The sequence below is a fragment of the Streptomyces sp. NPDC002537 genome, assembly GCF_053594975.1.
Window position 1 is genome coordinate 33,822 of record NZ_JBSFWT010000045.1, and the last position, 20,539, is coordinate 54,360.

Sequence of the window (20,539 nt, forward strand, 5' to 3'; positions counted from 1 at the left end):
AGCCTGACGACCACTGTTTTCGACGGAAGGCATTGATGTGAAAGACGCCCTGATGCATATGGCGTCCGAGGGCGAGGTGGAGAACCCCCTTCTCCCGCCGATCCCCGAGCTCGTCATCGGCCTGATCGCCTTCGCCATCGTCTTCATCTTCCTGGCCAAGAAGCTCCTCCCGATGATCAACAAGACGCTGGAGGAGCGTCGCGCGGCCATCGAAGGCGGCATGGAGAAGGCGGAGGCCGCCCAGGCCGAGGCCCAGCAGGTCCTCGAGGACTACCGGGCCCAGCTCGCCGATGCCCGCCACGAGTCCGCTCGGCTGCGCCAGGAGGCGCAGGAGCACGGTGTCGCGGCCATCGCCGAGATGCGTGCCGAGGGCCAGCGTCAGCGCGACGAGATCATCGCTGCCGGGCACGCCCAGATCGAGGCCGACCGCAAGGCCGCCGCGGCCTCGCTCCGTCAGGACGTGGGCAAGCTCGCCACCGACCTGGCCGGCCGGATCGTCGGCGAGTCCCTCACGGACCACGCCCGGCAGAGCCGTGCCATCGACCGCTTCCTCGATGACCTCGAGGTCAAGGCGGCCGACGTGACGAAGGCCGAGGCCACCCGATGAGCGGCGCGAGCCGGGAGGCACTCGCCTCCGCACGTGAGCGCCTCGACGCGCTGGCGGACAACACGTCCGTGGACGCGGCGAAGCTCGCCGAGGAGCTGGCCGCCGTCACCGGGCTGCTCGACCGCGAGGTGTCGCTGCGTCGGGTCCTGACCGACCCGGCACAGTCCGGTGAGGCCAAGGCCGAGCTGGCCCGCCGCCTGATCGGCGGCCAGGTCGGCGGCGAGACCGCCGACCTGCTGGCGGGCATGGTCCGGTCCCGCTGGTCGCGCTCGCGCGACCTGGTGGACGCGACCGAGGAGCTGGCCGCCGGTGCCGACCTCGTCGCGGCCGAGCGGGCCGGGGTCCTGGACGACGTCGAGGACGAGCTGTTCCGCTTCGGCCGGATCGTCGCCTCCAGCGCCGAGCTGCGCTCCGCGCTGACCGACAAGGTCGCCGTGCGCACGGCCAAGGTCGCGCTGGTGCGCGAACTGCTGGGCGGCCGGGCCAACCCGGTCACCGAGCGGCTCGTGGTGCGCCTCGTGGCCCAGCCGCGTGGCCGTAGCCTGGAGGCGGGCCTGACCGCCCTGTCCAAGCTGGCCGCCGACCGCCGGGACCGGATGGTCGCGGAGGTCACCTCCGCGGTGCCGCTGAGCGATGCCCAGAAGCAGCGCCTCGGCGACGCCCTGGCCAGGATGTACGGGCGCCGGGTCCACCTCAACATGGACATCGACGCCGGGCTCCTCGGCGGCGTCCAGGTGCGGATCGGCGACGAGGTCATCAACGGCAGCATCGCGGACCGCCTCGCCGAGGCGGACCGGCGGATGGCCGGCTGACAGCCACCAACTCAAGAGCATGACTGACGGCCCGAGTTGGGCCGACGGTGACCTCCGGGGGACCGCAGCGCAACCGCTGCGGACCCACACCCCCGGAGCAGAAATACTTCGGGCCCAACAAGGAGAGCAGGGAACCCAGATGGCGGAGCTCACGATCCGGCCGGAGGAGATCCGGGACGCGCTGGAGAACTTTGTCCAGGCGTACAAGCCGGACGCGGCCTCGCGCGAGGAGGTCGGTACGGTCAGCGTTGCCGGCGACGGCATCGCTAAGGTCGAGGGCCTTCCCTCGGCCATGGCGAACGAGCTGCTGAAGTTCGAGGACGGCACCCTCGGTCTCGCCCTCAACCTCGAGGAGCGCGAGATCGGTGCGGTCGTCCTCGGCGAGTTCAGCGGCATCGAGGAGGGCCAGCCGGTGCAGCGCACCGGTGAGGTGCTCTCCGTCGCGGTCGGCGAGGGCTACCTCGGCCGCGTCGTCGACCCGCTGGGCAACCCGATCGACGGCCTCGGCGAGATCAGCGGCATCGAGGGTCGTCGCGCCCTCGAACTGCAGGCCCCCACGGTCATGCAGCGCAAGTCGGTCCACGAGCCGATGGAGACGGGCTACAAGGCCGTCGACGCGATGACCCCGGTCGGCCGTGGCCAGCGTCAGCTGATCATCGGTGACCGCCAGACCGGCAAGACCGCGCTGGCCGTCGACACGATCATCAACCAGCGCGACAACTGGCGCACCGGCGACCCGAAGAAGCAGGTCCGCTGCATCTACGTCGCCATCGGCCAGAAGGGCTCCACCATCGCCGCCGTGCGCGGCGCCCTGGAGGAGGCCGGCGCCCTGGAGTACACGACGATCGTCGCCGCTCCCGCGTCCGACCCGGCCGGCTTCAAGTACCTGGCCCCGTACACCGGTTCGGCCATCGGTCAGCACTGGATGTACCAGGGCAAGCACGTCCTGATCATCTTCGACGACCTGTCGAAGCAGGCCGACGCCTACCGTGCCGTCTCCCTGCTGCTGCGCCGCCCGCCGGGCCGCGAGGCGTACCCGGGTGACGTCTTCTACCTGCACTCGCGTCTGCTGGAGCGCTGCGCCAAGCTCTCCGACGAGATGGGCTCCGGTTCCATGACCGGTCTGCCGATCGTCGAGACCAAGGCCAACGACGTCTCGGCGTTCATCCCGACCAACGTCATCTCCATCACCGACGGCCAGTGCTTCCTGGAGTCGGACCTGTTCAACGCCGGTCAGCGCCCCGCGCTGAACGTCGGTATCTCGGTCTCCCGTGTCGGTGGCTCCGCCCAGCACAAGGCCATGAAGCAGGTCTCCGGCCGCCTTCGCGTGGACCTCGCCCAGTTCCGTGAGCTGGAGGCGTTCGCCGCCTTCGGTTCCGACCTGGACGCGGCCTCCAAGGCCTCGCTGGAGCGCGGCAAGCGCATGGTCGAGCTGCTGAAGCAGGCGCAGTACGCCCCGTACTCCACCGAGGACCAGGTCGTCTCCATCTGGGCCGGCACCACCGGCAAGATGGACGACGTCCCGGTCACGGACATCCGCCGCTTCGAGCGTGAGCTGCTGGACTTCCTGCACCGCGAGCACAAGGGCCTGATGACCAGCATCGTCGAGGGCGGCAAGATGTCCGACGACACGCTGCAGGCCGTGGGCGACGCGATCGCGTCCTTCAAGCAGCAGTTCGAGACCTCGGACGGCAAGCTGCTGGGCGAGGGCTGAGCATGGGTGCCCAGATCCGGGTCTACAAGAGGCGGATCAAGTCCGTCTCCGCGACCAAGAAGATCACCAAGGCGATGGAGATGATCGCCGCCTCGCGCATCGTCAAGGCACAGCGCCAGGTGGCCGCGTCCACTCCGTACGCCAGTGAGCTCACCCGGGCAGTGACCGCGGTTGCCACCGGCTCCAACACCAAGCACGCCCTGACCACCGAGGCGGAGAACCCGGTCCGGGCCGCGGTGCTGCTCGTCACGAGCGACCGCGGTCTGGCCGGCGGCTACTCCTCCAACGCCATCAAGGAGGCGGAGCGGCTCACCGAGCGGCTCCGCGCCGAGGGCAAGGAGGTCGTCACGTACGTCATCGGCCGCAAGGGCGTCGCGTACTACGGCTTCCGGGAGCGCCCGGTGGCGGAGTCGTGGACCGGCTTCACCGACAGCCCCACCTACGCCGACGCCAAGCGCGTCGCGGGGCCGTTGATCGAGGCCGTGCGGCGGGACACCGCCGAGGGCGGTGTGGACGAGCTCCACATCGTCTTCACGGAGTTCGTGTCGATGATGACGCAGACCCCGGCCGGCAACCGGCTGCTGCCGATGAGCCTGGAGAAGGCTCCGGCAGAGGCGGAGGCCGCCCCGGGCCGGATCCTTCCGCTGTACGACTTCGAGCCGTCGGCGGAAGGCGTGCTCGACGCGCTGCTGCCGCGGTACGTCGAATCCCGGATCTACAACGCGCTGCTGCAGGCCGCCGCTTCCGAGCACGCCGCCCGCCGTCGTGCGATGAAGTCCGCGACCGACAACGCCGAAGATCTCATCAAGTCGCTCAAGCGGCTTGCCAATGCGGCCCGACAGGCCGACATCACCCAGGAAATCAGCGAGATCGTCGGTGGCGCGAGTGCTCTCGCCGACGCGACCGCGGGGAGTGACAACTAATGACGACCACTGTTGAGACGGCCGCCGCCACGGGCCGCGTCGCGCGGGTCATCGGCCCCGTCGTCGACGTGGAGTTCCCCGTCGACGCGATGCCGGAGATCTACAACGCCCTCCACGTCGAGGTGGACGACCCGGCCGAGGCAGGCGCTCGCAAGACGCTGACCCTCGAGGTCGCGCAGCACCTCGGCGAGGGCCTGGTCCGCGCCATCTCCATGCAGCCCACCGACGGTCTGGTCCGCCAGGCCCCGGTGTCCGACACGGGCAAGGGCATCACCGTCCCGGTCGGTGACGTGACCAAGGGCAAGGTGTTCAACACCCTGGGCGAGGTCCTCAACGAGGACCCGGCCACGGTCGCCGACGCCGAGCGCTGGACGATCCACCGCAAGGCCCCGGCCTTCGACCAGCTCGAGTCCAAGACCGAGATGTTCGAGACCGGCCTGAAGGTCGTCGACCTGCTGACCCCGTACGTCAAGGGCGGCAAGATCGGTCTGTTCGGTGGTGCCGGTGTCGGCAAGACCGTGCTGATCCAGGAAATGATCATGCGTGTGGCCAAGCTGCACGAGGGCGTTTCCGTCTTCGCCGGTGTCGGTGAGCGCACCCGTGAGGGCAACGACCTCATGGTCGAGATGGAGGAGGCCGGCGTTCTCGACAAGACCGCGCTGGTCTTCGGCCAGATGGACGAGCCCCCGGGCACCCGTCTGCGCGTGGCCCTGGCCGGTCTGACCATGGCGGAGTACTTCCGCGATGTGCAGAAGCAGGACGTGCTGTTCTTCATCGACAACATCTTCCGCTTCACGCAGGCCGGTTCCGAGGTCTCGACCCTGCTCGGCCGTATGCCCTCCGCGGTGGGCTACCAGCCGAACCTGGCCGACGAGATGGGTCTCCTCCAGGAGCGCATCACCTCGACCCGTGGTCACTCGATCACCTCGATGCAGGCGATCTACGTCCCCGCGGACGACCTGACCGACCCGGCCCCGGCGACGACCTTCGCCCACCTGGACGCCACGACCGTGCTGTCGCGTCCGATCTCGGAGAAGGGCATCTACCCGGCGGTCGACCCGCTGGACTCGACGTCCCGCATCCTGGACCCGCGCTACATCGCGCAGGACCACTACGACGCCGCCATGCGCGTCAAGGGCATCCTGCAGAAGTACAAGGACCTCCAGGACATCATCGCGATCCTCGGTATGGACGAGCTCGGCGAAGAGGACAAGCTGGTCGTCCAGCGCGCCCGCCGCGTCGAGCGCTTCCTGTCGCAGAACACCCACGCGGCGAAGCAGTTCACCGGCGTGGACGGTTCGGACGTGCCGCTGGACGAGTCCATCGCCGCGTTCAACGCGATCTGCGACGGTGAGTACGACCACTTCCCGGAGCAGGCCTTCTTCATGTGTGGTGGTCTCGAGGACCTCAAGAAGAACGCCAAGGAGCTCGGCGTCTCCTGAGCCCCGTGCTCGACGGCCGGGGGTGGGGTGCCCCCGCCCCCGGCCGCCACGTCCCCTATCCTTTGACCCAACGCCTGCCGGACCCCCGGCGGGTGTCAGACCCGAGGAGCCACGTTGGCTGCTGAGCTGCACGTCGAGCTGGTCGCGGCGGACCGGAGCGTCTGGTCCGGCGAGGCCACGCTGGTCATCGCGCGTACCACATCGGGTGACATCGGCGTCATGCCCGGCCACCAGCCGCTGCTCGGTGTGCTGGAGTCCGGCCCGGTGACCATCAAGACCGCCGACGGCAATGTCGTCGCCGCGGTGCACGGCGGGTTCATCTCGTTCGCGGACGACAAGCTCTCGGTGCTCGCCGAGATCGCGGAGCTCGCCGACGAGATCGATGTCCAGCGCGCCGAGCGGGCGCTGGAGCGCGCGAAGTCGGAGGCCGACGCGGCCGCCGAGCGTCGCGCGGATGTCCGGCTGCGTGCGGTCACGGGCGTTCACTAGCCCGCGACCCACAGAGAACGTCCCTCAGCCGCGGACCGCCTGGAACAATTCCAGGGCGGTCCGCGGCTGAGGCAATACAGGTGCGGTTGCTCTAGATGATGCGAGGAGGTCGGTGGAGATGGTCCTCGCTCTGCTCGTGAGCGGCATCGTCGTCTTGCTGGTGTTGATCGGGCTCTTCGTCTTCGGGTTGCGCAGGCGGCTCATCCAGCGGTCGGGCGGTACCTTCGACTGCAGCCTCCGGTGGAACGTCCCGGAGAAGGACCCGGCGCCGGACGGCAAGGGCTGGGTCTATGGCGTGGCCCGCTACAACAGTGACCGGATCGAGTGGTTCCGGGTCTTCTCCTACGCGGTGCGCCCGCGGCGCGTGCTGGAACGGGCGTCCATCGAGGTGCTCGAACGGCGGTCGCCGTTCGGGGACGAGGAGCTGGCGCTGCTCTCGGACGCGGTCGTTCTCATCTGTCTCCATCAGGGGACCCGCCTCGAACTGGCGATGAGCGAGGACGCCCTGACGGGCTTCCTGGCGTGGCTGGAGGCGGCGCCTCCGGGGCAGAGAGTCAATGTGGCTTAAAAAGGTGTCTCTCTGAATGGGGGCACCTCCCAGCGGTAGCTGGGGGAGCGTCAACGTGGCGTAGCTACCCCTGTGACCGGGGCTGCGCCCCGGACCCCGCCGGGGGGGGGCTGCGCCCCGGACCCCCGCGCCCAGCGGGCTGCCGCCCGGGCGCCGTGTGCGTCTGCGGGCCGTCGCCGGTTGCTCGCGCAGTTCCCCGCGCCCCTTACGGGGCGCGGTCGACGTCGTACACGGAGTCCCGGTGGCTAGCCCAGTCCGCTGCTGACGGCCGTCATCAGCGGGCCGGTGTCGCCCGACATCTCCCAGATCATCACGCCGCCCAGGCCCTTCTGGCGGAGCCAGGCCGTTTTCTTCGCGATGGACCAGTCGTCGTCGAACGTCCACCACTGGCCGTTGTCACCGGTGTAGCCGTACGTGGCCACGACCTGCTCGTCGTGGTAGACGGTCAGATTCGGTACCGAGGCGATCAGGTTGGCATAGCCGCGTGTCCCCGCCTCCTCGGGGAACTGTCCCGGCGCCGCCCCGTTCGCCGTCTGCCACGTGCCGTGCGCGCCGCCGTCGGCCACCTGCTGCCAGCCGCGCCCGTAGAAGGCCAGCCCCAGCAGCACCTTGCGCGGGTCGACGCCCGCGTCGAGATAGGTCTGGACGGTCTTGTCCACGCTGAACTTCGTGGTGTACGGGTCCTTGGGGTCGGCGTAGAGGTTGCCCTGGTGCCCGGTCCGGTTGGGTTCCCAGCTGTTGTCGCTGCCGGAGCCGTGGAAGTCGTAGCCCTGGACGTTGGCGAAGTCCATGTAGTCGAAGACGTTGGGCTTGCCGCCGATCTGCCAGCCCGCCGCGATCTTCGCCGGGTCGGCCGGGGTGAAGGCGGTCAGCAGGTAGTGCTTGCCCGTCGTCGCGCCCAGCGCGTCGAGCTGCTTGCGGAACTCGGCGAACAGCAGGGTGTTGTTGGCCTTGTCGTCCGCGGAGACGTGATTGCCCGCGTGGCCGTCGGAGCCCGGCCACTCCCAGTCGATGTCGAAGCCGTCGAAGATCCCGGCGGCAACGCCGTTCCCGCCGCGGCCGTTGGTGACCGGCAGGTTGCCCTTGATGTACATGTCGATGCAGGACTGCACGAACTTCTGCCGGGAGGCGTCCGTTCTGGCGACGTCCGAGAAGTACTTGCTGTAGGTCCAGCCGCCCACCGAGATATTGATCTTCAGCTCGGGGTGCTTGGCCTTGAGCTTCTTGAGCTGGTTGAAGTTGCCCGCCAGCGGCTGGTCCCAGGTGTCGCCGGTGCCGTCGACGGACTCGCCCGCCGCGAAGCCCTTCTCGTAGTCCGCCCAGGAGTCGCCCGCGCCGTCGCCCTGGTTGGGGTCCTGCGGGTTGGACGTGGTCGCCTTCGTCACGCCATTGAGACACGTGAGGTTGGTGGGGTCGATATTGGAGAAGGCGTAGTTGAGGTTGGTGAGCCGGGCGGCAGCGCCCGAGTCCTCCAGGGACTTCACGGTGTAGGCGCGTCCGTAGATGCCCCACTGCACGAAGTAGCCGACCTTGGCGTAGCCGGCGGGCTGTCCGCCGCCCCCGGTGGTCCGTACGGTCACCGGCGGGCTCGCGGGGCCCGTCCGGTCGGCGGTGTCGCGGGCGACGACCGTGTAGGTGTAACTGGTGCCCGGGGTCAGGCCGGTGTCCGTGTAGGCGAGCTTGGCGACGGTGGCGGCCTTCGCTGTGCCGCGGTACACGTCGTAGTTCTTGATGCCCTTGTCGTCGGTGGCCGCGGTCCACTTCAGGCTGACCGAGGTGTCCGTGACGGCCGTCGCCTGCGGGGTGCCGGGCGCGGACGGCGGCTTGTCCGAACCGCCGCCGCTGGTACGGAGGGTGACGGACGGGCTGGCGGGGCCGGTCTGCCCGGCGGTGTCCCGGGCCACGACCTTGTAGGTGTAGGCCGTGTCGGCGGTCAGCCCGGTGTCGGTGAACGAGGTGCCGGGGACCGTGCCGACGACGGTGTCGCCGCGGTAGACGTCGTAGTTCTTGATGCCGTGGTCGTCCGTGGCGGCGGCCCAGCTCAGCGAGATGCTGTTGGCCGTCACGCCGGTGGAGACCGGGGTGCCCGGGGCGCTCGGCGGGGAGTCGACGGGGGAGCCGTCGCAGGGGCCGCCGTTGAGCTTGCAGCCGCCGGGGCTGCCGTCACCGGCGGCGACGAAGCCGAAGGTGACACTGGCGCCGGGGGCGATGGTGCCGTTGTACTCCCGGTTCTTGGCCGTGAAGTGCGAGCCCGAGCTGCTCAGCAGGGTGTCCCAGTAGGCGCCGACCGTGGTGGTGGCGGGGAAGTCCCACTCCACCGTCCAGGCGTTGACGGTGGTGGTGCCGGTGTTCTTGACCGTCCACTCCGCCTGGAAGCCGGTTCCCCAGTCGGAGGTCTTGACGAAGGTGGCGGTGGCCGCGGCCGCCTTCGGGGACGGCGCGGCGTGGGAGGGGCCGGCGGCCAGGCCGACGAGCGCGGCGGCCGGGAGGAGCAGCGCGGACGCGGCCGCGGCGGCTCTGGAGAGGGGGTGTCTGGTGCGACGTAAGGTTCCTGTGCTCAAGGGAGCTCCTCGAGTGGGCCGATGGGTGGGGGCCGTTCTTCGAAACCTGTTGCGGGAGCTGTGCCGCCCGGTGGGTGTGCGCTATTCGGACATGAATACGGCGGCTGTGGTGGGGAGGGTAAGAAGGTCTGTACCAACGGTCAAGAGGTCTGGACCAGCCCCAACTCCTGGGCCAGTACGGCCGCTTGCACCCTGCTGCGCAGCTCCAGCTTGCCCAGAAGACGGCTGACATGCGTCTTCACCGTCGCCTCCGCCATGTTCAGCCGTACCGCGACGTCCGCGTTGGACAGGCCCTCGCCCAGGCACGCCAGCACCTCGCGCTCGCGGCGGGTGAGCGGTTCGAGGATGCGTGGGTCGGGGGCGTTCGCCGGCCGCGCGGGTGCCGTGGGGCGCGCGAACTCCGCGATCAGCCTGCGGGTGACCGCGGGGGAGATCAGGCCCTCACCGCGCGCCACGGTCCGCACCGCCGCGATCAGGTCGGCGGCCTCGCTGTCCTTCAGCAGGAAGCCCGCGGCGCCCGCGCGGAGCGCCCCGAAGACGTACTCGTCCAGGTCGAAGGTGGTCAGCACCAGCACGTCCGCGAGCCGCTCGCCGGTGATGGCCCGGGTGGCCGACACCCCGTCCAGGCGCGGCATCTGCACGTCCATCAGCACCAGGTGGGGCCGGAGCGCGCGGGCCAGCCGCACGGCCTCCTCGCCGTCCACGGCCTCCCCGACGACCTCGACACCGGGCGCGGAACGCAGGATGAGCACGAGCCCGGACCGCACGGCGGCCTGATCCTCGGCGACGACCACGCGGATCGCCTCCGGCGGGGTGCGCGGGATCGGCGGGGGCGCCGTGTCCCCGGCGGTGCCGGTGCCGGGGCCGTGCCCCGCGTGGTCGTCGCCGGGCCGCGGGCCGGTGCCGGGTGTCGCCGGGTTCGTCGTGTCTCCGTCGTGGGCCGGACCGGTGCCGGGGTGGTGTGCAGGGCCGCTGCCGCCGTGGCCCGGGGCGGTTCGGGGCGGGTTCGTCGGGTTTTTGCTGTGGCCTAGGTCGGTGCCGGGCGGGCCTGTCGTGTCTCCGCCGCCCGCGGCCGACGTGGTGGGTGGCTGTGCCGTGTGTCCGCCGCAGTCCGGGTCGGCCGTACCCCCGTCGTGGCCCGTGCTCGGTGCGTCGTGCGGGCGCGCCGGGCTTCCGCCGGGTGTCGCCGGGTTCGTCGTGTCTCCGTCGTGGCCCGCGTCCGACGCGGCTCGGGGGTCGGTCATGGTGTTGTCTCCTCCGTGACGGGCAGGCATGCCCGTACCCGCCATAGCCTTCCCGTCGGGCCGTCCATCGGGCCCGCCGTGAACTCGCCCTCCAGGAGGGCCACTCGCTCGCCCATCCCCACCAGCCCCGCGCCCGCGCCCGGCGCGCGCGGGCCCGGCTCCGTGCCGAGTGTGCTGGTCACCTCGACCAGCAGCGCGCCGTCCTCGTCCGCCAGCCGCACCGTGACCTCGCCCGGGGCCGCGTGCTTGACCGTGTTGGTCAGCGACTCCTGCACGATGCGGTACGCGGCCAGCTCAACGGGCGCGGGCAGCGCGGCCGTTCCGCGCTCGTCGCGCAGTGCGAAGCGGAAGCCGTCCCCGGGCGCGGCGGTGCGGGCCTGCGCGAGCAGCGCGTCGATCCCGTCGAGCCGGGGCGCGGCCGCGGGCTCCTCCGCCGACCCCGCGTCCCGCAGGATGCCGATGAGGCGGCGCATCTCGGCGAGGCCCTGCACGCTGTTCTCCCGGATGACCGCCAGGGCCTCGCAGGACGCCCTCGGGTCGCCGATCGACAGCGCGGCCGTGGAGTGGATCGCGATCGCCGAGAGGTGCCCGGCGACCACGTCGTGCAGCTCGCGCGCCATCCGGGCGCGCTCCGCGCCCACCGCCTCCCGGCGGTCCAACTCCGCGAGCAGCGCGGTCCGCTCCGCCTCCAGGCGGGCCGCCCGCGCGGCGTCCCGGTGCACGCGGACGCCCACGCCGGTCCAGGCGGGGGCGATGGTGAGGATGCCCAGCGCGATGCCGATCAGCAGCGCCTCCGGCCGGTGGATGAGCGCGACGGCCAGCAGCGTGCCCACGACGGTGAGCAGTTCGGCGGCGCGCGGGATGCGGCGGTAGGCGGCCGGAGGCCCGTACAGCACCGCCGCGTACACGAGGTCCGTGAACATCACGACGTTCGCGACGAGGCTGCCCGAGCACACGTCGAGCGCCAGCGCGCCCGTCCCGACGGCGAGCCCCGTCAGCGGGGCGTTGCGGCGCAGCAGCTCGGCACCGGCCATGACGGCCAGTGCCACCAGCGCGAGCTGCTTGGGCACCGGGAGCGCCGGCGCGCTGCTGAGGCCCAGCGCGTACAGCACGGCGCCGCCGAGCAGCCCGGTGGCCGCGATGAGGACGGCGTCACGGTCGGGAGCGGACATACGTCCATCTCAGCACGTCACCGCAGGTGCGTTCGTCCCCGGCGGGGCCGTTCCGGGCGGCCGCGCTACATCGAAGGATGCAGTCGTGGATCGCCCCGCGCGACGAGGAAACGGGCCGGAGCGGGGGTGACGCTGAGGGGGAGGGAAGGGAGAACCCCGTGATCGTCACGTTGATCCTCGTCTGCGAGGTCGGCTTCTGGGTGCTGCTGGCGGGCGGCCTCAGCCTCCGCTATCTGGCCCGGAAGCCGCGGGCGGGGGTCGCGGTGCTGCTGCTGGAGCCCGTGCTGGAGCTGGTCCTGCTGATCGCCACCGCGGTCGACCTGAGGAACGGCGCCCAGGCCGACTGGAAGCACGGCCTGGCCGCCGTCTACCTCGGCTTCTCGGTCGGCCTCGGGCACTCCACCATCCGCTGGGCCGACCAGCGCTTCGCCCACCGCTTCGCGGGCGGCCCGCCGCCGGTCAAGCGGCCGGAGTACGGCCGGGCCCGTACGGTCCACGAGTGGCGGGCCGCGGGCCGCTGGTGCCTGGCGGCGGCCGTCGCGGCGGGACTGCTGCAGGCGGCGGTCTGGTACGTCGGCGACTCGGGCGACGTCAGCTCACTGCGGGCCTGGCAGACGAAGATGCTCCTGGTGATCGGCGTCAACCTCGTGATCGCGGCCAGCTACACGATCTGGCCCAAACAGCCGCAGCAGGACCGGAAAACGGACTAGCGGTTCTCGCCGGGCACCCACAGCACGTCCCCGACCTCCTTGTTGGCCGTCCTGGCCAGAATGAACAGCAGGTCCGAGAGGCGGTTGAGGTAGGTCGCCGTCAGCGGGTTCATGATGTCGGCGTGGAGTTCCATCGCCGCCCAGGTGGAGCGCTCCGCGCGGCGGACCACCGTGCACGCCTGGTGGAGGAGGGCCGCGCCGGGTGTGCCGCCGGGGAGGATGAAGCTGCGCAGCTTCTCCAGGTCCTCCAGGAAGCGGTCGCAGTCCGCCTCCAGCTTGTCGATGTACGACTGCTCGACGCGCAGCGGCGGGTACTTGGGGTCCTCGGCGACCGGGGTCGCCAGGTCCGCTCCCACGTCGAAGAGGTCGTTCTGGACGCGCGTCAGCACGGTGACGACGTCCTGCGGCAGCTGTCCGAGCGCGATCGCGACGCCGATGACCGCGTTGGCCTCGTTGGCGTCGGCGTAGGCGGCGATCCGGGTGTCGGTCTTCACGGTGCGGCTCATGTCACCGAGGGCCGTGGTGCCCTTGTCGCCGGTGCGGGTGTAGATGCGCGTCAGATTGACCATGGGTACGAGCCTAGCCACTCGCCCCCGGAATGGGCGGCCGCCCGGGTCGCACGGGCGGCGTCACCGTGACGGCTGGGGCTGGAGGGGCCCAACTGGACGGTGGGGTCAGGCTGGTGAGCGTCTCGGTGTGATGTCCGTCATGTGGGACGTGACGCGCATCTCTTACCGCACAAAGGCGCCGTCACGGGCGCTAATGTCCGCCGGGAGAGTGCGTACGGAACAGCACAGCTCTATGCACAGGGAGTAAGGGGACAGCCGTGGCCAAGAAGCTCGCCGTCATCGGTGCCGGACTGATGGGTTCGGGGATCGCCCAGGTCTCCGCCCAGGCCGGGTGGGACGTCGTCCTGCGGGACGTCACCGACGAGGCGCTGCGCCGGGGCACGGACGGCATCAAGGGCTCGTTCGACAGGTTCGTCGCGAAGGGGAAGCTCGACGCGGCCGACGCCGGGGCGGCGCTCACGCGGATCACCACCACCACGGACCTCGACGCCGCCGCGGACGCCGACTTCGTCGTCGAGGCCGTCTTCGAGGACGTCGACACCAAGCGGGACATCTTCCGCACCCTGGACGGGCTGGTGAAGGACGGGACGGTGCTCGCCTCCAACACCTCCGCCATCCCGATCACCAAGATCGCGGCGGCCACCCGGCGGCCCGAGCGCGTCGTGGGCACGCACTTCTTCTCGCCGGTGCCGATGATGCAGCTGTGCGAGCTGGTGCGCGGCCACAAGACCAGCGACGAAACGCTCGCCGCGGCACGGGAGTTCGCCGAGGGCGTCGGCAAGACCTGCATCGTCGTCAACCGCGACGTCGCGGGCTTCGTCACCACCCGCCTCATCTCGGCGCTCGTCGTCGAGGCGGCCAAGCTCTACGAGGCCGGGGTGGCCACCGCCGAGGACATCGACATCGCCTGCAAGCTGGGCTTCGGCCACGCGATGGGCCCGCTGGCCACCGCCGACCTGACCGGCGTCGACATCCTGACGCACGCCACGGAGAACATCTACGCCGAGTGCCGGGACGAGAAGTTCGCCCCGCCGGAGATCATGCGCCGTATGGTCGACGCCGGGGACCTCGGCCGCAAGAGCGGCCAGGGCTTCTACCAGCACTGACGGAACACCCGCTATCCGATTCACCCTGAAGGGTGAATTAGGTATCGGTTCGCCAATAAGCGGCAACCTTGTCGTGTGAGAGGCAGTCAGTTCTTTAGATCCTCATCCACCTCACGCACCACTCCCAGGAGCGCATATGCACATCAGGGGCGACCACGCCGAACTGGTCGTCGGGGGGCGCCTCGACGTCCGCAGCGCGGCGGACGCCCGTACGGTCCTGCACTCCGCGCTGGACGCGGGCCGCGGTGACCTGGTGCTCGACCTCACCGAGCTGGACTCCTGGGACGCGACGGGGCTGGGCGTCATCATGGGCGCCCACCGCCGCGCCGGCCGCACCGGCCGCCGGCTGGTCCTGCGCGGAGTGCCCGACCGGATGCAGCGGCTGCTCGTCGCCACCCGGCTGCACCGCATCCTCGCCATCGAGGGCGGCATCGAGGCGGAGTCCCTGCCGCGGGTGTGACCCCCCGTCGGGCCCTTGCCGGAAATCGCTCCCGGCCGGGGCCGCTGGGGCGCTCGTGGTCCACTCCGCCGTTTGCCCGGTTCCTCCCCCCGGGCTCACGAGATCCTCATGAGACTGTGACGTCCCCCGGGCGGCGGGGCACCCCCGGATTCATGGATACTGTCCGGAGGTCTGAGGTTCGGTTTTCCCGCCGCATAAGGCCGTATAACCATGCCCACGGCGGGCACCGGACCCGAAGCGCCGTGCTGGGTGGCACCCGGCATGAGGTCGAGGGAGTGCGGACAGGCCGGGGCACGACGGCACGCCACGCATTTGGGGGGCTTTCACCATGGACCCGACGAACCGTTCCGAGAACTTCGGCGACGGCGCCCACGAGTCCGCCACCACCGAGGGCGGCCCGGCGCAGGAGACACGGAGTCAGGAGAGCGGCGGTCAGGGGCCCGCGCCCGCCCGCGTCGTCCGTCTCGTCGCGGGCGACTACCTCCTGACCGTCAATCCGATCGACGGCAGCGAGATCGAGCCCTGCCTGCCCCACCAGCGGCCCGCGTCCCCCGGCAAGCACGGCCCCGCCGAGCGCGCCGAGCGCGACCGCGCCGCCGCACCCCCGCCGCCCGCCCGCCCGGCCGGGCCGGAACTCCCCTTGCTGGAACGGCAGGACGAGCGCGAGCGCCTGGTGCGCCTGCTGTCGCGCGGCCGCTCCGTCCGCCTCACCGGCCCCTCCGGCTCCGGCCGCAGCGCCCTGCTGGACGCCGTGGCCGCCGACTGCGCGGACCTCGCCCCCGACGGCGTCGTCCGCCTCAGCGGCCACCACCGCACCACCGCCGACCTGCTGTACGAGCTGTTCGCCGCCGTCCACGACGCGCCGCTGCACCGGCCCGACCGGGCCGAACTCCTGGCGCTGGTCCACGAGATCGGCGCGGTCGTCGTCCTGGACGACCTGGAATTCGGCGGTGCCGCGCTCGACGAGCTCCTCGACGCCACCCCCGAGTGCGCGTTCCTGCTCGCGGCCACGCCCGAGATCGCCGCGCCCTCCGCCGACTCGCACCTCGAAGAGGTCTTCCTCGGCGGGCTCGACCGCACCGGCTGCCTGGAGCTGCTGGAGCACGCCGTGGGCCGCGCCCTCACGGACGAGGAGGCCGACTGGGCGGCGGACCTGTGGTTCGCCACCGAGGGCCTGCCGCTGCGCTTCGTACAGGCCGGCGCGCTGCTGCGGCAGCGCGACAACCCGCCGGGCGCGGAGGCCGCCGTGGCCGACGAGTTCGGCGTCGTCGCCGAGCGGCCGTACGTCGCCGCGGAGGGCGCCGCGCCCGAGCCCGGCACCGGCGCCCCGGCCGACGTCCCGCTGCCCGCCCTCGCCTCGGCGACGGCCCCCGCGGCCCGGCTCGCCTCCCGGCTCGGCGAGGCCGCCCGCGACACCCTGCGCTTCGCCGTCGCCCTCGGCGGCGAGGTCCCGCACCAGGCGCACCTGCCCGCCCTCATCGGCGACACCCACGCGGACGCCGCCCTCGGCGAGCTGCTCGCGGCCGGGCTGATCACCGTCACCGGCGCGCACTACCGGCTGGCCGCGGGCGTCGTCGACGAGCTGCTCGCCGACGGGTACGGCCGGGACGCGGCCGACCTCGCGCACACCGCCGCCCAGCACTACGCCTGGTGGACCGGGCACCCGTCCGTCACCCCCGAGCGCGTCGTCCTGGAGGCCGACGCGGTCCTCGCCGCGACGGCGGCCCTGACCGGCGGCACCGAGGCCGGGCACGCGGAGACGGCGGTGGTCCTCGCCCGTACGGCGGCGCCCGCCTTCGCCGCGGCCCTGCACTGGAGCGCCTGGGAGCGCTGCCTCCGGCACGGCCAGGCGGCCGCCCGGCGGACCGGCGAGGTCGGCGAAGAGGCGTACTTCCACCACGAGTTGGGCGTCCTCGCCCTGTGCACCGGCAATGTGGACCGGGCCCGCGCCGAGCTGGAGGCGTCCATCGGGATGCGCGGGGTGCTGGCGGACAAGCGCGGCGCCATAGCGGGCCGTCGCGCCCTCGCCCTGGTCGCCGACCGCTCCGGTGCGGCGGCGCAGGGGCCCACGGTGCCACGGCCGGGGACAGGTATGGGCATGGGCACGGGCATGCCGACCCCGGCGCCGACGGCCGTGCCGGCCCCGCCGCGGCCGCCGGCGCGCCCCGCCGGGCCGACCGCGGGCGAGGAGATCCCGGACGCGCGCCGCGAGGAGTCGGCCACCCCGCCGTCCGCCTTCGCCGCGGCCGCCGCCGTGCACCAGGACCAGATCACCACCGCCGCGATCAAGCGCCCGCAGCCGCGCCAGCAGTGGGCGAGAAAGCTGATGGTGAACGGCACCCGGCGCAACCTCGCCGCGGCGGGCGCGGGCGCGCTGCTCGCGGCCGTGCTCGGCACGGTGGTGACGCTCGGCGCCACGTCCGGCGGCCACGACGGGAACGCCCCCGACGGCGGTCCGAAGCCGGACCGCTCCGCCTCCCAGCAGGACGGCGAACCCGGCCTCACCGCGGACCAGCAGCGGCCGGGCGAGGCCGGGCACGCGGAGGTGCCGGGCAAGCCCGGGAAGCCGGGGCAGTCGGCGTCCCCGGGGGCGTCCGGGAACGCCTCGCCCGGGGCGTCGGGCAGCGCCGCGCCGAGCACGGGCCCGAGCGACGGCGGCCACCCCTCGGGCTCCGCCTCGACGCCGGGGGAGCCGTCGCGGTCCCCGTCGTCGCCCGGCGTGCCGACCACACCGTCGAAGCCGCCGGAGTCGCCGTCGAAGCCGCCGACGGATCCGCCCACGACACCGCCCACGACGCCGTCGCAGCCGTCCACCGGGGGCGGGACGGGGCACTCCTCCGCCGCCGCGGGCACGGCGGGGGGTACGGGCGGTACGGGTAACCGTCCGTCGGACGTGGGGGGCGGCAGCGGCAGCCCGTCGGCGTAGCGGGGGTCTTTCCCTGAACTGGGGCTGCGCCCCAGACCCCCAAAGCGGCTTCGCCGCTTGTCCTCAATCGCCGGACGGGCTGGATTTCGCGGACCGTGGCTCTTTGACCTGCGGCCCGCAGGCTGCGGACTACGCCCGCACAATCAGCCTGTCCGGCGTTTGAGGACGCGGCCGCAGGCCGCCCCCGCCGTAGGCGGCGACGGTGGGAACGGGGAAAGGCCCGCCGCAGGTGCGACGGGCCTTGTTCGTGCGCTGCCGGTCAGAACAGGCGGAGCTTGTCGTCCTCGATGCCGCGGAGGGCGTCGTAGTCGAGGACGACGCACCCGATGCCACGGTCGGTCGCGAGGACACGGGCCTGCGGCTTGATCTCCTGCGCGGCGAAGATCCCCCGGACGGGAGCCAGATGCGGATCCCGGTTGAGCAGCTCCAGGTAGCGTGTGAGCTGCTCGACGCCGTCGATGTCGCCGCGCCGCTTCAGCTCCACGGCCACGGTCGCCCCGTCCGCGTCCCGGCAGAGGATGTCCACCGGCCCGATCGCCGTGGGGTACTCCCGGCGGATCAGGGTGTAGCCCTCGCCGAGCGTCTCGATGCGGTCCGCGAGCAGCTCCTGGAGGTGTGCTTCCACGCCGTCCTTGATGAGGCCGGGGTCGACGCCGAGCTCGTGGGAGGAGTCGTGCAGGACTTCCTCCATCGTGATGATCAGCTTCTCGCCCGCCTTGTTGACCACCGTCCAGATGTTGTCGTCGCCCTCCTTGAGGGTGCACGGCGGGGACATCCAGTTGAGGGGTTTGTAGGCCCGGTCGTCCGCGTGGATCGAGACGCTGCCGTCCGCCTTGACCAGGATCAGTCGCGGGGCGGAGGGGAGGTGGGCGGTGAGCCGGCCCGCGTAGTCCACGGAGCAACGGGCAATGACGAGACGCATGGTGGGCAACGCTACTCGACACCCGCCCCTTGACGCGATTCGCCCTTGAAGAACCCGTTCTGCGGTTGGCTGGTTGTCGGTGCGTTCTCCTGGTGCCCCCGCAGTGGCCGAATTACCGTTGAAGCGGGCGGTCGTCGTACGGGCACCGGGCGTCGTCGTCCGCTCGCCCATCCCTGAGACCCCGCTCGCGGGGTCGCGAGAGGAGAACCCATGTCGCTCGACGTCTCACCGGCCCTTCTGGCACAGGCCGAGCGAGGCGAGGTCGATGAAGCGGAATTCGTCGACTGCGTCCGGACCTCCCTGCCCTACGCGTGGGAGATGATCAGCTCCCTGGTGGCCCGGCTCAAGATCGACGGCGGTGAGTTCGCCGACAACCAGACGCCTCCGCCGGACGAGCAGGCCCGCGGGCAGCTGCTGCGCGCCCTGGCGAGTGATGCGATCCGGGGTGCGCTGGAGCGGCACTTCGCGGTGCGCCTGGCGTTCCAGAACTGCCACCGGGTGGCGGTCTTCCCGCTCGACCCGGCGGCCGACGACCGCCTCGCCCGTTTCACCTCGATCCGGGGCCAGCTGCTGAACCAGTCCCCGGAACTGCGGGACTGCTGAGGCATCCGTGCTGCCGCTCCGCTCGTGGGAGGTGCGATCAGTGCCGGGGCGGCAGCTCCAGGGGCTGATCGACAGCTCCGGCGGGCCGAACGACGGCGCGCGGGCGACAGCCGGACGTACGCGGGCGGTACGGGTGCGGCGGGTCAGCCGAGCAGCGGCAGCACCTCGGTGCCGACCCGGCGGAGGTTCTCCTCGGTGGCGGCGAGATCGCCGGAGCCCTCGGTCAGCAGGGCGAAGCGGGTGATGCCCGTACGCTCGGCGGTGGCCGCGAGGCGGTCCGCGCAGAGCCGCGGCGAGCCCACCGGGTGCAGCTCGCAGAGCCGCTGGGTGTACGCGAGCGGGTCGCGCATCTGCCGCGCCCGCCCGTCGACCGTCTCATAGGCGGAGAGCCCGTGGTGGAACCAGCCGGGCATGGCTTTGACCAGGGTCTCCGCCGCCTCCTCGCGCCGGTCCGCGACCTGCACGACACCGGCCGACACATGCCCGGCCGCCGCCACCTCCTCCGGTGAACTCCCGGACTCCAGTGCACACTTGCGCCACAGGGCGACCATCTCCGCCTTCTCCTCGTCGGTGCTGTGCATCCCGAGGAGCATCGGCAGCCCGTACGCGGCCGCCAGCCGTACGCTCGCGGGCGAGGTGCAGGCGAGCAGCACCGGCGGGCCGGAACGATCCTCCAGATCGTCCGGGCGCGGCACCACCGGCACTTCGCGGAAGCGGAAGCGGGGCCCGGCCGCGCCCACCCGGGGCGTGCGCAGCCACCGCATCAGCAGATCGAGCGACTCGGGGAACTCCTCCTCGTACGCCGCGAGGCCGGTGCCGAAGACCTCCAGGTCCACCCACGGCCCGCCACGGCCCACCCCCAGGGTGAACCGGCCCTCGGAGGCGAGGTGCAGCAGTGCCGCCTGTTCGCCCAGGGCCACGGGGTGCGTCGTGGGCAGCACGCTCACCGCCGTCCCCACCCGGATCCGCCGGGTGCGCCCCAGCATCAGCCCGGCCAGCGTCACCGCCGACGGGCAGACCCCGTACGGAATGAAGTGGTGCTCCGCGATCCAGACGGAGTCCAGTCCGGCCTCCTCGGCGACCACGGCCGTCCGGACGGCCCGGTGCAGCGCCTCCCCGTGTCCCTGGCCGGGGAACTGCGCGGCCAGGACGAATGCTCCAACGCGCATCGCTCTCAATCTCCTTGCTGGCGACCGACGCGGCATCCCCCACCGGAAACAACGGCGGACACGTGCCATGGGCACGGCCGCGCGTGAAGTTTTCATGATGATCGGAGAACGCTCGGGTGGTGCTTGGGGGATGCCTGCCCGAGACGGTGACGGTGACGCGTAACCTGGTTACGGCCCGTAGCTCTCCAGACTGTCGAGGTGCCCTGTGTCCCCGCGCCGAAACCGCCCGCGAGGCGGCGCAGACAAGCCAGCCGACGCCCCGCGCGACTTCGTCGGCGACCGTTATGGCCTGGAGCGCACCGAGAGCTGGCAGGGCGAGGAGTGGGCCGTGCGCACGGTCGGCGGCGGCGCGGCCGCCAAGCACTACCGCTGCCCCGGCTGTGACCAGGAGATCCCGCCCGGGGTGCCGCACCTGGTGGCCTGGCCGACCTACGGTGCCGGGGTCGAGGACCGCCGCCACTGGCACAAGGCCTGCTGGAACGCGAAGGACCGCCGGAGCGCGAGGCTCCAGCGGTCCCGTAACGCCCCTCGGTACTGAGGCG

Annotated in this window: 19 protein-coding genes; 13 read left to right on the plus strand and 6 right to left on the minus strand. The window is 71.8% G+C overall.

Annotated features, from left to right (window positions below; all coding sequences use genetic code 11):
* Positions 1 to 52 precede the first annotated feature (52 nt).
* The 7 genes from ACWD4A_RS20800 (at position 53) to ACWD4A_RS20830 (ending at position 6,555) form a co-directional block, all read left to right on the plus strand.
* The gene (locus ACWD4A_RS20800; protein ID WP_451195847.1) at positions 53 to 607 is read left to right on the plus strand and encodes a F0F1 ATP synthase subunit B; all 555 of its coding nucleotides are present in this window, start codon (positions 53 to 55) and stop codon (positions 605 to 607) included.
* On the plus strand, positions 604 to 1,419 hold the full coding sequence (locus ACWD4A_RS20805; protein ID WP_451195848.1) for a F0F1 ATP synthase subunit delta: 816 nt from the start codon (positions 604 to 606) through the stop codon (positions 1,417 to 1,419). Before ACWD4A_RS20800 ends, ACWD4A_RS20805 begins: the two co-directional genes overlap by 4 nt.
* Before the next feature lie 139 nt (positions 1,420 to 1,558).
* A complete protein-coding gene (gene atpA / locus ACWD4A_RS20810) occupies positions 1,559 to 3,133 on the plus strand; it encodes a F0F1 ATP synthase subunit alpha (RefSeq protein WP_451195850.1) in 1,575 nt (524 codons plus the stop codon).
* A 2-nt stretch (positions 3,134 to 3,135) separates the two neighbouring features.
* Positions 3,136 to 4,056 (plus strand): F0F1 ATP synthase subunit gamma, encoded by a 921-nt coding sequence (locus ACWD4A_RS20815; RefSeq protein ID WP_451195852.1) that lies wholly within the window; start codon positions 3,136 to 3,138, stop codon positions 4,054 to 4,056.
* Positions 4,056 to 5,498 (plus strand): F0F1 ATP synthase subunit beta, encoded by a 1,443-nt coding sequence (gene atpD / locus ACWD4A_RS20820; protein ID WP_451195854.1) that lies wholly within the window; start codon positions 4,056 to 4,058, stop codon positions 5,496 to 5,498. The genes ACWD4A_RS20815 and atpD overlap by 1 nt, the downstream gene beginning before the upstream one ends.
* Positions 5,499 to 5,612: 114 nt before the next feature.
* Complete coding sequence (locus ACWD4A_RS20825) at positions 5,613 to 5,987, plus strand: F0F1 ATP synthase subunit epsilon (RefSeq protein ID WP_451195856.1); 375 nt, start codon at positions 5,613 to 5,615, stop codon at positions 5,985 to 5,987.
* Positions 5,988 to 6,105: 118 nt separating this feature from the next.
* Positions 6,106 to 6,555 (plus strand): DUF2550 domain-containing protein, encoded by a 450-nt coding sequence (locus tag ACWD4A_RS20830; protein WP_451195857.1) that lies wholly within the window; start codon positions 6,106 to 6,108, stop codon positions 6,553 to 6,555.
* 245 nt (positions 6,556 to 6,800) lie between these two features.
* Here ACWD4A_RS20830 and ACWD4A_RS20835 read toward each other — a convergent pair whose 3' ends face one another.
* The 3 genes from ACWD4A_RS20835 to ACWD4A_RS20845 form a co-directional block, all read right to left on the minus strand.
* Positions 6,801 to 9,116, minus strand: coding sequence for a glycosyl hydrolase family 18 protein (locus tag ACWD4A_RS20835; RefSeq protein ID WP_451195858.1), 2,316 nt, complete (start codon positions 9,114 to 9,116; stop codon positions 6,801 to 6,803).
* Between the two features lie 140 nt (positions 9,117 to 9,256).
* A complete protein-coding gene (locus ACWD4A_RS20840) occupies positions 9,257 to 9,916 on the minus strand; it encodes a response regulator (RefSeq protein WP_451195893.1) in 660 nt (219 codons plus the stop codon).
* 440 nt (positions 9,917 to 10,356) lie between these two features.
* Positions 10,357 to 11,532 (minus strand): sensor histidine kinase, encoded by a 1,176-nt coding sequence (locus ACWD4A_RS20845; protein ID WP_451195860.1) that lies wholly within the window; start codon positions 11,530 to 11,532, stop codon positions 10,357 to 10,359.
* Between the two features lie 158 nt (positions 11,533 to 11,690).
* Between ACWD4A_RS20845 and ACWD4A_RS20850 the strand changes: the two genes are divergently transcribed.
* Complete coding sequence (locus tag ACWD4A_RS20850; RefSeq protein WP_451195862.1) at positions 11,691 to 12,242, plus strand: hypothetical protein; 552 nt, start codon at positions 11,691 to 11,693, stop codon at positions 12,240 to 12,242.
* Here ACWD4A_RS20850 and ACWD4A_RS20855 read toward each other — a convergent pair.
* Positions 12,239 to 12,811, minus strand: a complete 573-nt coding sequence (locus ACWD4A_RS20855) for a cob(I)yrinic acid a,c-diamide adenosyltransferase (protein WP_451195863.1) — start codon at positions 12,809 to 12,811, stop codon at positions 12,239 to 12,241. The two genes, ACWD4A_RS20850 and ACWD4A_RS20855, sit on opposite strands and share 4 nt — an antisense overlap.
* 257 nt (positions 12,812 to 13,068) lie before the next feature.
* On the opposite strand from ACWD4A_RS20855, the gene ACWD4A_RS20860 reads away from it, so the two are divergent.
* The 3 genes from ACWD4A_RS20860 to ACWD4A_RS20870 all read left to right on the plus strand — a co-directional run bounded on the left by ACWD4A_RS20860 (position 13,069) and on the right by ACWD4A_RS20870 (position 17,303).
* Complete coding sequence (locus ACWD4A_RS20860; protein ID WP_451195865.1) at positions 13,069 to 13,917, plus strand: 3-hydroxyacyl-CoA dehydrogenase family protein; 849 nt, start codon at positions 13,069 to 13,071, stop codon at positions 13,915 to 13,917.
* 136 nt (positions 13,918 to 14,053) lie between these two features.
* Complete coding sequence (locus ACWD4A_RS20865) at positions 14,054 to 14,377, plus strand: STAS domain-containing protein (RefSeq protein ID WP_116213923.1); 324 nt, start codon at positions 14,054 to 14,056, stop codon at positions 14,375 to 14,377.
* A gap of 328 nt (positions 14,378 to 14,705) precedes the next feature.
* Positions 14,706 to 17,303 carry an ATP-binding protein gene (locus ACWD4A_RS20870; RefSeq protein ID WP_451195867.1) on the plus strand — a complete coding sequence of 866 codons (2,598 nt, stop codon included), beginning with the start codon at positions 14,706 to 14,708 and terminating at the stop codon, positions 17,301 to 17,303.
* 259 nt (positions 17,304 to 17,562) lie between these two features.
* On the opposite strand, the gene nucS is transcribed toward ACWD4A_RS20870, so the two are convergent.
* Positions 17,563 to 18,225: an endonuclease NucS gene (gene nucS, locus ACWD4A_RS20875; protein ID WP_451195869.1), complete on the minus strand. Its 663-nt coding sequence runs from the start codon at positions 18,223 to 18,225 to the stop codon at positions 17,563 to 17,565.
* Positions 18,226 to 18,435: 210 nt separating this feature from the next.
* On the opposite strand from nucS, the gene ACWD4A_RS20880 reads away from it, so the two are divergent.
* Positions 18,436 to 18,828, plus strand: a complete 393-nt coding sequence (locus tag ACWD4A_RS20880; protein ID WP_451195871.1) for an SCO5389 family protein — start codon at positions 18,436 to 18,438, stop codon at positions 18,826 to 18,828.
* 143 nt (positions 18,829 to 18,971) lie between these two features.
* Here ACWD4A_RS20880 and ACWD4A_RS20885 read toward each other — a convergent pair whose 3' ends face one another.
* Positions 18,972 to 19,997, minus strand: coding sequence for an LLM class flavin-dependent oxidoreductase (locus tag ACWD4A_RS20885; RefSeq protein ID WP_451195873.1), 1,026 nt, complete (start codon positions 19,995 to 19,997; stop codon positions 18,972 to 18,974).
* A 205-nt stretch (positions 19,998 to 20,202) separates the two neighbouring features.
* Between ACWD4A_RS20885 and ACWD4A_RS20890 the strand changes: the two genes are divergently transcribed.
* Positions 20,203 to 20,535, plus strand: coding sequence for an ATP/GTP-binding protein (locus tag ACWD4A_RS20890; protein ID WP_451195875.1), 333 nt, complete (start codon positions 20,203 to 20,205; stop codon positions 20,533 to 20,535).
* Positions 20,536 to 20,539 lie beyond the last annotated feature (4 nt).

What these genes read in the sequence shown, in the direction of transcription:
- ACWD4A_RS20855 (WP_451195863.1), bottom strand. Translation starts at nt 12,811, where the DNA reads ATGGTCAATCTGACGCGCATCTACACCCGCACCGGCGACAAGGGCACC.
- ACWD4A_RS20885 (WP_451195873.1), bottom strand. Translation starts at nt 19,997, where the DNA reads ATGCGCGTTGGAGCATTCGTCCTGGCCGCGCAGTTCCCCGGCCAGGGA.
- ACWD4A_RS20830 (WP_451195857.1), top strand. Translation starts at nt 6,106, where the DNA reads ATGGTCCTCGCTCTGCTCGTGAGCGGCATCGTCGTCTTGCTGGTGTTG.
- nucS (WP_451195869.1), bottom strand. Translation starts at nt 18,225, where the DNA reads ATGCGTCTCGTCATTGCCCGTTGCTCCGTGGACTACGCGGGCCGGCTC.
- ACWD4A_RS20870 (WP_451195867.1), top strand. Translation starts at nt 14,706, where the DNA reads ATGGACCCGACGAACCGTTCCGAGAACTTCGGCGACGGCGCCCACGAG.
- ACWD4A_RS20865 (WP_116213923.1), top strand. Translation starts at nt 14,054, where the DNA reads ATGCACATCAGGGGCGACCACGCCGAACTGGTCGTCGGGGGGCGCCTC.
- ACWD4A_RS20880 (WP_451195871.1), top strand. Translation starts at nt 18,436, where the DNA reads ATGTCGCTCGACGTCTCACCGGCCCTTCTGGCACAGGCCGAGCGAGGC.
- ACWD4A_RS20815 (WP_451195852.1), top strand. Translation starts at nt 3,136, where the DNA reads ATGGGTGCCCAGATCCGGGTCTACAAGAGGCGGATCAAGTCCGTCTCC.
- ACWD4A_RS20845 (WP_451195860.1), bottom strand. Translation starts at nt 11,532, where the DNA reads ATGTCCGCTCCCGACCGTGACGCCGTCCTCATCGCGGCCACCGGGCTG.
- ACWD4A_RS20805 (WP_451195848.1), top strand. Translation starts at nt 604, where the DNA reads ATGAGCGGCGCGAGCCGGGAGGCACTCGCCTCCGCACGTGAGCGCCTC.
- atpD (WP_451195854.1), top strand. Translation starts at nt 4,056, where the DNA reads ATGACGACCACTGTTGAGACGGCCGCCGCCACGGGCCGCGTCGCGCGG.
- ACWD4A_RS20800 (WP_451195847.1), top strand. Translation starts at nt 53, where the DNA reads ATGCATATGGCGTCCGAGGGCGAGGTGGAGAACCCCCTTCTCCCGCCG.
- atpA (WP_451195850.1), top strand. Translation starts at nt 1,559, where the DNA reads ATGGCGGAGCTCACGATCCGGCCGGAGGAGATCCGGGACGCGCTGGAG.